Origin of the sequence: Brevundimonas sp. SGAir0440 (assembly GCF_005484585.1) — a bacterium.
Taxonomy (GTDB): Bacteria; Pseudomonadota; Alphaproteobacteria; order Caulobacterales; family Caulobacteraceae; genus Brevundimonas.
The window spans coordinates 257,910-269,957 of sequence record NZ_CP039435.1 but is presented as its reverse complement, the minus strand read 5'-3'; the positions used below and the strand labels follow the sequence as shown (position 1 = coordinate 269,957).

Genomic DNA, 12,048 nt, shown 5'->3' with positions numbered 1-12,048 from the left:
GCGGGCGCCTGTAACTCAGCCGACCTTGGCGCGGATGTCGCGCTTCGTCCAGCGGGCGAGGGCGGCGCGCAGGGCCTCGGCGTCCAGAGGCTTGACGATATGGTCGTCCATGCCGGCTTCCAGACAGGCCCGGCGGTCCTCGGCGAAGGCATTGGCGGTCAGGGCCAGGATCGGCGTCGTGTCACCCGCCGCGCGGATGGCGCGGGCGGCGGCGGGGCCGTCCATGCCGGGCATCCGCATGTCCATGAAGACCACGTCATAGCGCGCGCGTTTCAGCGCCGCGACAGCCTCGTCGCCGGTGGCGGCCGTCTCGACGGTGCAGCCCTCGCGTCGCAACAGGGTGCGGGCCAGAAGCGCCCCGACGGGATTATCCTCAGCCAGCAGGACGCGGATGCCGGCAAACTGAACGGGGGCGACGCGGTCGTCTTCGACCGGGGCGGCGCAGTGGGCGCTGGCCTTGTCCGGCGTCTCCGCGCCGATGGCGGCCAGGACGCGCTCGGCCAGGGACGCGCGACGCAAGGGCTTGATCAGATAGCCGTGGAAACCGACGGCGCGATAGCGGGCGATCAGATCGCGTTCGGCCGGTTTCAGCAGGACGATGCCGCGACCACTCGAAGGCAGGGCCGCCAGCGCGCCCGCCGGGGCGTCGGCGTGATCGACCAGGGTCACCGGGGCCGCATCCGCCACGACGCCGCCCGAGGCCTCGATCTGAGCGCGAGCCGCCGACAGGACGAAGGGATCGACGGCGCGCACCGCGACCGTCTGGCCGCGCAATGGTTTGTCGCGCGCCACCGCGACGGCGGCGAAGGCGGCCTCGAAGCGGAAGCGGGCGCCCCCGCCGGTTGCGGCGCCGTCGGGCCGGCTTTCGACCTTCACAGAGCCGTCCATGGCGGCGGCCAGCTTTCGCACGACCGCCAGACCCAGGCCCGCCCCATCCTGGCGGACCGCGTCGGAACTGTCGGCGTGGCCGAATTCCTCGAAGATCCGTATGCGCGCCTCGGGTGCCACGCCGGGGCCGGTGTCATCGACCAGAAAGGCCAGACGCGGGCGCGCCGCGCTGCCGCCGACGCGCTCGACCGAAATGCGCACGCCGCCGGTGTCGGTGAACTTCACGGCGTTGCCCGCCAGGTTGAAAAGCACCTGACGCAGCCGGCCTTCGTCCGCCAGCACGTCGGGCGCGTCGGCGGCGACCGACCAGACGATCTCCAACCCCTTGTCGTGGGCGCGCGGGCTCAGCAACTCGGCGACGCCGCGCACCAGACCTTCCAGATCAACGGGCGCCAGGTCGAACTCCAGCGCCCCGGCCTCCAACCGCGCATAGTCCAGCAGATCGTTGACCAGACCCAGCAGATGTTCGGCCGACTGACGCGCGTTCTCGGCATAGGCGCGCTGGGCGCCGTCCAGTCGGGTCCGCTGCAACAGGTTGATCATGCCGATGACGCCGTTCAGCGGCGTGCGCATCTCGTGGCTCATCAGCCGCAGGAACTGCTGGGCGGGGTCAACGGGTGCGCTCGTCCGCTCCTCGATCCGCTTCGTCGCCGTCCGTCGCGTCATGGCCGCCTCCCCGTCAGGCACGGAGACTAAAAGCGGACGGTTAAGGATGTCTCCACCATGACGCGGGCGCCTCACGCGTGCAGGAAGGGCGTCTGCTCGTCATCGCCTTCGCGCAGGCCGAAGCCTTCATGGCGCTGCGCCACGCGGCGGTCGAAGTCCGCCTCGGCGCCGATGGTGGTGCGGCGATAGATCAAGGCCTCGGCGATGTGGCGACGCAGAACGCCGGTGCTGCCGTCCAGGTCGGCGATGGTGCGCGCCAGGCGCAGGGTGCGGGTCCAGCCGCGCGCCGTCAGGCCGCCGGCCTCGCCCGCCCGCATCAGCAGCATCCGGCCCGCCTCGTCCGGCGTGGCGAACCGATCCAGCGTGCCGCCGGAGGCGCGGGCGTTCAGGCCTTGGGCGGCGTCCAGCCCCGCCTCGCGAACCCGGTCCTCCTGCATGGCGCGGGCGGTCGCGACGCGCGCCCGCGCCTCGGCCGTACCTTCGGCGGGCGGGGGCAGGGCCATGTCGGCGGCGGTGACCGGTGGCGTCTCCACCGTCAGGTCGATGCGGTCGAACATCGGACCCGAGACGCGGTTCTGATAGTCGCGCTGGCAACGCGGCGCCTTGCCGCACGCCCCGCGTCCGGCTCCGCCGATGCCACAGCGGCACGGGTTCATCGCCGCCACGAGCTGGAACCGCGCGGGATAGCGGATGTGGGCGTTGGCGCGGGCGACCACGATCTCGCCGGTCTCCAGCGGCGCCCGCAGCGAGTCCAGGGCCTGGGCGCTGTATTCCGGCAGTTCATCGAGGAACAGCACGCCATTGTGGGCCAGCGACGCCTCGCCGGGCTTGGCGCGTAGGCCCCCGCCGGTCAGGGCCGCCATTGACGCGGAATGGTGCGGGCTGCGGAACGGGCGATCGCGGGTCAGGGCGCCGCGTTCGATCAGGCCGGCGACCGACCAGACCATCGAGGTCTCCAGCAACTCCTGCGGGGTCAGGGGCGGCAAGAGGCCCGGCAAACGCTGCGCCATCATCGACTTGCCCGACCCCGGCGGGCCGATGAAGAGCAGGTTGTGGCCGCCGGCCGCCGCGATCTCAAGCGCGCGCTTGGCGCTTTCCTGACCCTTGACCTCGCGCAGGTCGGGCACGGCCTTGCCGTCCGCCAGCGGTCCGGGCTCGGACGCGCGCAGAACCTGGGTTCCCTTGAAGTGGTTGACCAGGCTGATTAGCGAGCGCGGCGCAAGGATGCGGGCGCCGCCGGCCCAGGCGGCCTCCGGTCCCGTCGCCTCGGGGCAGATCAGACCCAGGCCCATGGCGTCGGCGGCGACGGCGGCGGGCAGGGCGCCGCCGACCCGCGCGATCTGACCGTCCAGCCCCAGCTCGCCGATGGCGGCCCAGCCGTCGAGCGCATCGGGCGCGATCACCCCCATGGCCGCCATCAGGGCCAGGGCGATAGGCAGGTCGAAATGGCTGCCCTCCTTGGGCAGGTCGGCCGGCGCCAGATTGGCGATGATCCGCTTGGCGGGCAGGGCCAGACCGATGCCGGCGAAGGCCCCGCGCACCCGCTCCTTGCTTTCGGCCACGGCCTTGTCCGGCAGGCCCACGATATTGAAGATCGTCGGCCCGTCGGCGCCAATCAACTGGACCTCGACGTCCACCCGCCGGGCCTCGACCCCGTCAAAGGCGACCGTGACAACTCGCGCGACCATGTCGTTCTCCCAGCTAAGCAAGAGAACGAACCATGAACTGAAATCTAATTCAAGTGGCGATCACGCAACCTGTGCGGCGCGTTTGGCTTCGATGGCGTCCCACATCAGGGCCGTGGCGTCGATGCCGGTGAAGGCCTTCAACTGCTGGGCGCCGGTGGGGGAGGTGACGTTGATCTCGGTCAGATAGTCGCCGATGACATCGATGCCGACGAAAATCAGGCCGCGTTCCCTCAGCGTCGGGCCGATGGCGGCGCAGATTTCCAGGTCGCGCGGCGTCAGTTCGACCGGCATGGCCGTGCCGCCGACATGCAGGTTTGAGCGTACCGCCCCCGCCGCCGGGACGCGATTGATGGCGCCGACCGGCTCGCCGTCGATCAGCAGGATGCGCTTGTCGCCCTTGGACACGGCGGGAATGAACTTCTGGATCACCAGCGGATCGCGGCTGCCCGCGGCATGGATCTCGATCAGGGCGTCCAGATTGGGATCATCGGCGCGCAGCTTGATCACGCCCGAGCCGCCATTGCCGTGCAGGGGCTTCAGCACCACCTCGCCGTGCTTCTTGTGGAAGGCGTCCAGAGCGACAGGGTCGGCCGAGATCAGGGTCGGCGGTTGCAGGCCGGGGAAGGCGGTGACCATCAGCTTTTCGGGGGCCGACCGCACCTGCGCCGGGTCGTTGACCACTAGGGTCCGGGGATGCACCGTCTCCAGCAGATAGGTGGCTGTGACATAGGCCATGTCGAACGGCGGATCCTGGCGCATCAGGATCACGTCCACGTCTTCGGCCAGATCCAGCTTTTCCCAGTCGCCGAAATCGACGTGGTTGCCGACCTCGCGCCGCACGGTGATCGGGCGGGCGCGGCAGTAGAGGCGGCCCTCTTCCAGCGCCAGGGTGCGGAAGTCATACACCCACTGTTTGTGACCGCGCGCCTGCGCCGTCTCGGCCATCAGGAAGGTGGTGTCCCCGGCGATGTCGACGGCCTCGATCGGGTCCATCTGGATGGCGACTTTAAGCATCGAGGCTTTCCTTGCTTTGGCAGGCACGAATGGAATGGGAGCGAGGAAGCGGCACCGCAACCCCATCCGCTCATCCCCTCGAAAGCGGGGACCCAGTTCTTTCACCCGTCAGCGCATTGGATCGATCAAGGGCATCCATCGGATACGGCTTATCGCCAAAAGCGCTGGGTCCCCGCTTTCGAGGGGATGAGCGGAGCATGAAATCAGTCCAGCTGACGCGCTTCTTCGGCCAGCATGATCGGGACGCCTTCGCGGATCGGATAGGCCAGTTTGGCGCCCGACGAGATCAGTTCGTTGGCGTCGCGGTCGTAGGTCAGCTTGCCGCGCGTGACCGGGCAGACCAGCACCTCCAGCAGACGGGGATCGACGGAGACCGGGGTGTTGAAAGCATCACTCATGGCGGGTTCCTGAAAGCGTGGCCGCTTATTGCATGGACGGCGCGGCGTCGTCACCGCCGTCGGCGGCGTCGATGCGCATCAGGGCGGTCAGGGCCTCGGCGCGGGGCATCAGGCCCATGGCCTCCAGCAGAGCCTGCTTCTCGGCCGGCTCGAAAGGCAGGGCCATCGACAGGCTGTTGACCAGGGCCTCCATCGGCGCGGTCTCGGCCGTCTCCCAATCGATGTCCAGGAGCCGGTGGGCCATATAGGCGCGCAGAGCGTCGAGGAAGGCGTCCCTGTCGAAGTCCGGCTCCTCGGGCGGGGAGACCAGATCGTCCTCATAGGCCTCGAACGCCGCGCGGACCTGACGATAGGGGGTCTTGGACGGCATTTCGGCGGCGATGCGAAACCGCGACACGCCGGTCAGGGTGATCAGATAGCGCCCGTCGGAAGTCTCGGCGAAACTGGTGATCCGACCGGCGCAGCCGACCGGCGATAGGCCGGGCAGAGCCGGCGTGCCGCCCTTGGGCTGGACCAGGCCGATGATCCGGTCGCCGGCCATGGCGTCGTCCACCATGTTCAGATAGCGCGGCTCGAAGATGTTCAGCGGCAGCTGTCCGCGCGGCAGCAGGATGGTCCCGCCCAGCGGGAACACCGGGATCACCTGGGGCAGGTCGAGGGCGCGGACATAGCCTTGAGGCATCACTTCTCCTGGGGCCTACCGCGCTTCGCGCTGCTTGAGGCCCGCTTGTTCTGGATCACGAAAACAGAATGGACGAGAGGCGGCGGCGACCATCCTTCGACACGTCCGAGGTCAGGCCCGCCGCCTCGAAGATGACCAGCAACTGTTTGCGGGCCGCCTGATCGTTCCACTCGCGGTCGGCCTGGATGATGGCCAGCAGATTGTCGACCGCGCCCTTGAAGTCGCCGGCCGCGCTCTGGGCCTCGGCCAGGTCGAAACGCGCCTGATGATCGTTCGGATCGGCGGCGACCTTGGCCTCGAGTTCGGCCGAGGCGCCGGTGGGCGCTTTCGAGGCCAGGGCCAGCTGGGCGCGCACGCTCTGGACCGCCGGTTCCTTGGAATCCTGCGGCGCCATGGCAATGGTCTGGGCGGCCTGTTCGGGGTCGCCGCCCGCCAGATAGACCCGCGCCATGCCGGCGATGGCCTTTTCGTTCTCGGGCTCGATCGACAGGACGTGGGCGAAGGCCTGGGCCGCGCCGCCGAAGTCATTCAGGCCCAGCGATTCCTCACCCAGCTCCAGAAGTTGCGCCGTCTCGGTCGAGCCGCCCTGACCGCCGGTCAGCTTGTCGATGAAGGCCTTGATCTGGCTGTCGGGAATGGCGCCCTGGAAGCCGTCCACCGGCTGGCCGTTGACGAAGGCGTAGACCGTCGGGATCGACTGCACCCGCAGCTGGCCCGCATAGGCCGGGTTGGCGTCCACATCGATCTTGACCATCTTCACCGCCCCTTTGGCGGCGCGCACGGCCTTCTCCAGCGCCGGGCCCAGGGTCCGGCACGGCCCGCACCAGGTGGCCCAGAAGTCGACGATGACCGGCTGATGCTTCGAAGCCTCGATGACGTCGGTCATGAAGGAGGCGTCGGTGCCTTCCTTGATCAGGTCGCCGGCGGCGTCGGGGGTCAGGGTCGGGTCGAGCAGGGTCATGGGCGAGGTCCGCGCAGAGATCGGTCAGGTTCAACGGTTCAGATGGCGTCGGGATGCGTCGGCATCAAGCCGGGAAAAGGTCGCGCCGGGATTTCAGACGGCAGTCGTGAAAAACACCGTCTAATTCGTCTAATTCGTCTGACTTCCCCCGCCGCTCGTCTGCCTCATTGTGCCGGACTTTGCGAGATGGGGCCTGTGCGGCAAGGTTCAAGCGGTTGGCGATGACGATGGTGTAAACGCAACGCTGCCGCGTTCCTCGCGACATTCCCGAAGTCCAACAGGATGGGTGCCGCGACCGCTCTGGCATCGCCGCTAACCTGTCTTCAAGCAAGCCTGCCGTATTCAGGTTGAATGCTGGACAACCAAAACAGTCCCATCAAAGAGCCGCTGCCGCTGCCGCTGCCGCTGCCGCTGCCGTTGGCGGAGCGCGCCGCCGGTCGCAGGGTGCGCTTTGGTGAGGTGGCGTCGAACGCCTTCAGCAATGATCAGAGGGTCCTGGCGGCCGCCTTCGCGCCTTTGAACACAAAGCGCAGCCTATCGGAGGGCATTGAAGGCGGAAGCGCAGCCGTGCTTCCTTTGGGCATGGTCCATGGCTTTTTAGCCTTTGTCGCGCTCTTTACGGGCGATTGGTCCAGTCTGGTCGTGCATGGGGTGCTGACGGGACTTGTGATCCTGGCCTATTACGCCATCGTGTATGGACGCACGATTTGGCCGAATTGTTTTGTCCTCGGCTGGCTCGTGGTGGAAATCACCTGCGGCCGGTGGCTGTTCGACTACAGATTGGGCGGCAGCTATATGAACATCTTCGCCCTGCCGGTCGCGATCCTTGGCGTGCGGGCGTCGTGGAGAAGGGCGCGCCTGGCGAAGGTCTGATTTCGCCCTATGGGTTCACGCGCCCATCGCCTCGAAATCCAACACCACCGGCTCACGCTCCAGCAGCGCCAGCACCCGCCGGAAGGCTGACTGATCCAGCGCGGTGGTCGCCGTATTGGTCAGGGGGTGGAAGTTGACGATGTCGGCGTCCCACAGGCGCCGGTCCAGGACGAAGGTGACGCGGCGGTCGATGTCGTTGATCAGGCCCAGCGCCGTGACTGAGCCGGGCCGTACGCCCAGCGTCTCCCACATCAGGACTTCGTTTCCGAACGACAGCCGCCCCGACCCCATGGCGGCGGCGGCGCGCTTCAGGTGGATGACCGTGTCCTGACGCGCCGAGATTAGCCACAGCCGGCCTTTGTGATCCTTCAGGAACAGGTTCTTGGTGTGGGCGCCGGGCAGGTCGGCCTTGAGGTCCAGCCCTTCCTCGACGCGAAAGACGGCCGGGTGGTCGTGGGTGAGGTGATCCACGCCGTTCGCCTTCAGCCAGACGGTCAGGGTCTCGCGGTCGAAAGCGGGTGCGTCAGTCATGGTTGAGCCGTCGGGTTTCGGGCGTTAGGACATGGTCATGGTCGATACCGTCAACACGCGCCCGCTGGAACTGGAATGCTATCCGATGACGGCCCGGCCGCCGGACCTGGTGCCCGGCCGCCAGTCGCGCAACTGGATGGACGCCTTCATCAGCCGCCACCCCTATCGGTGTCTGCCGCTGAACATGGCCAACACGACGGGGTGGGAAATCCTGTGCCCGTTCGGCTTCTCGGCCGAGTGGAACGGCGGACCGCGCCAGGAAGACATCGTCATCACGCCGGATCGGCCCCAGCACGATCTGGCCCATTTCGTCACCTCGCACTTCTCGCGCGGGGTTTTGACGATGCATCCGCAATATCTGTTCCGCACGCCGCCGGGCTGGGGGATGATGTGTTCGGGGTCGCCCAACCATGTGAAGGACGGGATTCAGCCGCTGGTCGGCCTGATCGAGACGGACTGGTTGCCGTTTCCCTTCACGATGAACTGGATCTTCACCCGGCCGGGGCGGATCACCTTCGAGAAGGGCGAGCCCTTCTGCTTCATCAATCTGATCGAGCACAAGAAGGTCGAGCAGTTCCAGCCGATCATCCGCACCCTGGAATCCAACCCGGTGATGAAGGGCCAGTTCGAGGCCTGGAACCGCGCCCGCACCGACTTCAACCAGCGTCTGGCCGGCGGCGATCCGGATGCGGCCAAGGAGGCCTGGCAGCGTTACTACTTCAAGGGCGAGGTGCCGGAGGATCTGGGCACGGCGCCCGCGACCCACTCCAACAAGCGCCGGCTGAAGTCGCCGCGGGTGGGATGAAAGAAAAAGCCCCTCTCCACGCCGTGGAGAGGGGCTTTCAGCATCAGGCCGCCGGGCGGGTGACCTGCGGGCCCAGGTTCTGGATCACCTCGCGGGCGTCGAAGGCGTTGGGGTCGTTGGCGGGTTTGGGGCCGCGGCCCAGAACGATTTCGGCGTTGGCCTCGAAGCGGTCGACCTGGCGGACGTCGAAGTCATTGACGCCCCACGGGCCGTAACGGTCCCACGGGCTCCAGAAGCCGCTGCGGTAATAGCGCCACGACGGACCCCAATAGGGGCTGTAGAAGCGGTTATAGCCCGAATAGAAGGGATCGGGCGTGCCGACGAAGCGGGTGTCGCGGTCGGTGGCGCGGTTGACGGTGGCGAACCAGTCATAGCCGCTCTCGACCGTCAGTTCGGCCGAACGCAGCAGCAGCGACTGCTCGACCTGTTCGCGCGAGGTCAGCGAATTGCCCGAGAAGCTGACCCGGAAACGGTTGTTCTCAAGGCGCTGCTCGGCATAGCCGCCACGCTGGCCGTTGAAGCCTGCGGGTTGATACGGGGTGGCGGTGGCGCAGGCCGCCAAGGCCAGACCGGCGGCGACGGTCATCGCCAGGGTCTTCAGGGGGAGGGTTTTCATGACATCAAACTCCTTGATCGCCCATTCGGGCGCTCTGACGGCTGAACGGAGCATGAACGAAGGCGTTCCCGACCACTGTATGACGAAGCGTCGCGGCGTCTAGAGCCTAAGGACGATCAGGATCGCGGCGACCATCAGCAGCAGGCCGACGAAGACGCCGAAGCCCTTTCGAAAGCGCGGTTGCTGCATGCGGCGCGACAAGGCGGCACCGGACAGGGCGTAGGTGCTCATCGACACCATATCCATGCCGATGGCCGCCATGGCGAACATCGCCATCTGCGGCGCGACCGGGCGGTTCACGTCGATGAAGGGCGGCAGGACGGCGGTGAAGAACAGGATAGCCTTGGGGTTTGCGATCTGGACGGCGAACCCGTCGATCAGGGCGCTGCGGCCCTTCTTGACGACGACCTCGTCGGGATCGGCGGCGGTGGCGAAGGCGCCGCGCAGCGCCTTGATCCCCAGCCAGGCGACATAAAGCGCGCCCAGCACGGCGATGACCTTGAAGGCGGCGGGAAAGGCCTTGACCAGGGCGCCCAGACCCAGGGCCGCCGCGCCGAACCACACCAGCGTCGCGGCGTTCATGCCCAAGACGCCGATCAGGGCCGAGGCGCGGCCCTTTTCAACGCCGGCCGCGACGGCGAACAGATTGGCCGGGCCTGGCGTGATCGCCATCACCGCCATAACGCCGAGGAAGGTCGAATAGAGGTGCGGATCGACGGGCAGGGCGGGCATGCGGCGCGATGTCGCTGCTTAGTCGGGCGCGGTCAAGGCGCTCTGTCTCCTCCCTGCGTCGTGGGGAGGTGGCGCGGCGCCTCTTCGCGTCATGACGGAGGGGGCTTCACTCATTCATCGGCGTCCGTAGGGATCAAAAACCCCTCCACCGCTGCGCGGTCCTCCTCCCCATTTCATGGGGAGAAGACAAGGATGTCAGGCGGCCGGACGGGCCGGGGGCGCCGGCGGTTCGGGGGCTTCCGGCGCCTCGGGCGCTTCGGGAACCTCGGCGGCCGCTTCGTCCTCGACGACGGCGTCGGCGGCCTGGTCCAGGGCGTATTGGGCGACCAGGCTGTAGGTCTCCATCTGCTCGGGCGTCGGATTGGTCCAGGCGCTGTTGCGGGCGATGCCTTCGGCGGTGACGACGCCCTTCTGCATTCCCTCTTCCATCGCCTGTTTGACCTCGGGGTCGTTCAGGGCGTCGGCGACGATGGCGTCGACGTCGATGTTCTTCAGCGCCTGGGCGGCCATTTCATTGGCGTGTTTGGTCGTTTCGGCGGTGAAGGCGGCGACGTCGGGCGCATAGTCCGACCACAGGGCGGCGATGCGACGACCGCGTTCAGCCTCGCTCAGGCTCTCATCTTCGGAAATCGCCTCAGCCCGCTCGCCAAAGGCCTCCATGCGCGCTTCGAAAGCTTCGGCGGCGGCTTCCATCCGGGCCTCGGCGGTTTCGGCGGAGGCCGACACGGGTGCAGGCGCGGGGGTCTGGGCCAAGGCCGAGGACAGGGGCGCGAGCGCCAGGGCGGCAGTCAGGCTGAGCAGGCGGATCATGGGACGGCTCCCGTTGAATGACCCGCGCAAACTCCGCCCTCAGCCGCCCCGTCTCAAGTGAAATCGCGGTAAGGCTTGGCTTACTGCGGCGTCGCCGGCGCAGCGGCTGGCGCGGAGGCGGCCGCCTCGATCTCGGTGCGGGCCTTCAGCGGAATGCCTTTGATCTGCTGCATCACCATGGCCATCTGTTCGGCTGGCGCGCCCTGGGCGGTGGCGAACGTGTTGACCTCTTCGGCGAAGGTATCGACTTCACTCTGATACTTGGCCTGCACGGCGTCCAAATCGGACTTGGCCTTGGCCTTGTCGGCTTGAGCGGCGGCGGCCTGCATTTCCGTCGCCATGGCTTCCATGCGCTCTTGGAAGGCTTCCGCCTTGGCCTCGAAGGCGGCTTCCTCGGGGCTGTCCGCTTCTTGGGCGGGCGCCGGAGCGGCCTGCGGCGTAGGCGAGGCGGCCTGACCGGCGGCGAAGGCGGGGGTGGTCAGGGCCAGGACGGCGACGGCCGCGGCGGAAGACAAAAGGCGCATCGGAAACTCCACGACGGGCCGCCTTGCGGCCCCGAACGAGGCTGCATCCCAGCCCCGGCCGCACCCTCCTACAGTCCGGTCAGATTTCAAAGACCCGATAGGGTTTGTCGCCCAGGGTCTTCAGCACCGGCAGGGCGACATTATAGACGGGCGTCCCCTTGGTGGTGCGTCCCTCCGGCCCACCGCGATGGGCGTGGCCGTGCACGACCAAACGGACGTTGTCGTAGCGATCGATAGTCTCGGCCAGGCGCGACGAGCCCAGGAAAGCGTGGATTTCGGGCGGCTCGCCCATCACGGTCTCGACCACGGGCGCATAGTGCAGCAGCACGACCGAGCGTTCGGTGCGCAGCGTGCGGATCGAGTTCTCGATCAGATTGGCGTCCTCGACCGCCTCCTGCACGAAACGCTTGATCGAGGCCTCGCCGAACGAGGAGAGCATGTAGCGGCCGAAGCCGCCGACGAACCCCTTTCCGCCCGCAAAGCCGACGCCGTCGATCTCATAGGCCTCGCCGGTCAGCATCTTGACCCCGGCGTCGGTCAGCATCTTGGTGACGACCTCGGGCTGGCCGCACTCGTGCTCGTGATTGCCCAGCACGCCGACCATCGGGATTTTGCACAGCTTGAGATCCTCAAGCAGCCGCTCGACCTCGGGCGTCTTGCCGTAATTGGTCAGGTCGCCACACAGGCATAAGACATCGGCGTCGTCGGCCACCCGCTCGAACAGGTCGCGATAGCGATGCTCAGTGGTCTCGCCGACATGAAGGTCGCCGACGGCGGCGACGCGCAGGGTCTTGGCGGGGCCGGCTTCCAGTCCGGGTTGGATCGTCTGGGTATCGGAGACGGCGTCAGTCATGGCGGCT

General features: G+C 67.6%; 14 protein-coding genes. 2 read left to right on the top strand and 12 right to left on the bottom strand.

Annotated elements, in window-relative coordinates; translation table 11 throughout:
- Nucleotides 1–15 precede the first annotated feature (15 nt).
- From E7T10_RS01255 to trxA, 6 genes are all read right to left on the bottom strand, one after another.
- Complete coding sequence (locus tag E7T10_RS01255) at nt 16–1,554, bottom strand: response regulator (RefSeq protein WP_137720395.1); 1,539 nt, start codon at nt 1,552–1,554, stop codon at nt 16–18.
- A gap of 71 nt (nt 1,555–1,625) precedes the next feature.
- Entirely contained in the window at nt 1,626–3,242 is a 1,617-nt protein-coding gene (locus tag E7T10_RS01250; protein WP_137720394.1) for a YifB family Mg chelatase-like AAA ATPase, read from the bottom strand.
- 60 nt (nt 3,243–3,302) lie between these two features.
- Nucleotides 3,303–4,256, bottom strand: a complete 954-nt coding sequence (gene gshB / locus E7T10_RS01245; RefSeq protein WP_137720393.1) for a glutathione synthase — start codon at nt 4,254–4,256, stop codon at nt 3,303–3,305.
- Nucleotides 4,257–4,459: 203 nt separating this feature from the next.
- A complete protein-coding gene (locus E7T10_RS01240) occupies nt 4,460–4,654 on the bottom strand; it encodes a Trm112 family protein (protein ID WP_039246583.1) in 195 nt (64 codons plus the stop codon).
- 25 nt (nt 4,655–4,679) lie between these two features.
- Nucleotides 4,680–5,336, bottom strand: a complete 657-nt coding sequence (locus tag E7T10_RS01235; RefSeq protein ID WP_026108391.1) for an LON peptidase substrate-binding domain-containing protein — start codon at nt 5,334–5,336, stop codon at nt 4,680–4,682.
- 55 nt (nt 5,337–5,391) lie between these two features.
- Nucleotides 5,392–6,297: a thioredoxin gene (trxA, locus tag E7T10_RS01230; RefSeq protein ID WP_137720392.1), complete on the bottom strand. Its 906-nt coding sequence runs from the start codon at nt 6,295–6,297 to the stop codon at nt 5,392–5,394.
- Between the two features lie 351 nt (nt 6,298–6,648).
- Between trxA and E7T10_RS01225 the strand changes: the two genes are divergently transcribed.
- Nucleotides 6,649–7,170 carry a hypothetical protein gene (locus E7T10_RS01225; protein WP_137720391.1) on the top strand — a complete coding sequence of 174 codons (522 nt, stop codon included), beginning with the start codon at nt 6,649–6,651 and terminating at the stop codon, nt 7,168–7,170.
- A gap of 15 nt (nt 7,171–7,185) precedes the next feature.
- Here the strand turns inward: E7T10_RS01225 and E7T10_RS01220 are convergent, their stop codons facing one another.
- Entirely contained in the window at nt 7,186–7,701 is a 516-nt protein-coding gene (locus E7T10_RS01220) for a prolyl-tRNA synthetase associated domain-containing protein (RefSeq protein ID WP_137720390.1), read from the bottom strand.
- 37 nt (nt 7,702–7,738) lie between these two features.
- Here E7T10_RS01220 and E7T10_RS01215 point away from each other — a divergent pair, with 37 nt between their 5' ends.
- Nucleotides 7,739–8,506: a DUF6065 family protein gene (locus tag E7T10_RS01215; RefSeq protein WP_156146787.1), complete on the top strand. Its 768-nt coding sequence runs from the start codon at nt 7,739–7,741 to the stop codon at nt 8,504–8,506.
- Between the two features lie 43 nt (nt 8,507–8,549).
- Here E7T10_RS01215 and E7T10_RS01210 read toward each other — a convergent pair whose 3' ends face one another.
- The 5 genes from E7T10_RS01210 to E7T10_RS01190 form a co-directional block, all read right to left on the bottom strand.
- Nucleotides 8,550–9,122 carry a hypothetical protein gene (locus E7T10_RS01210; RefSeq protein WP_137720389.1) on the bottom strand — a complete coding sequence of 191 codons (573 nt, stop codon included), beginning with the start codon at nt 9,120–9,122 and terminating at the stop codon, nt 8,550–8,552.
- Nucleotides 9,123–9,221: 99 nt separating this feature from the next.
- Complete coding sequence (locus E7T10_RS01205) at nt 9,222–9,854, bottom strand: LysE family translocator (RefSeq protein ID WP_137720388.1); 633 nt, start codon at nt 9,852–9,854, stop codon at nt 9,222–9,224.
- A 195-nt stretch (nt 9,855–10,049) separates the two neighbouring features.
- The gene (locus E7T10_RS01200) at nt 10,050–10,664 is read right to left on the bottom strand and encodes a hypothetical protein (protein WP_137720387.1); all 615 of its coding nucleotides are present in this window, start codon (nt 10,662–10,664) and stop codon (nt 10,050–10,052) included.
- Nucleotides 10,665–10,744: 80 nt separating this feature from the next.
- A complete protein-coding gene (locus E7T10_RS01195) occupies nt 10,745–11,188 on the bottom strand; it encodes a hypothetical protein (protein ID WP_137720386.1) in 444 nt (147 codons plus the stop codon).
- 79 nt (nt 11,189–11,267) lie between these two features.
- Complete coding sequence (locus E7T10_RS01190) at nt 11,268–12,041, bottom strand: metallophosphoesterase (RefSeq protein WP_137720385.1); 774 nt, start codon at nt 12,039–12,041, stop codon at nt 11,268–11,270.
- Between the last annotated feature and the right edge of the window lie 7 nt (nt 12,042–12,048).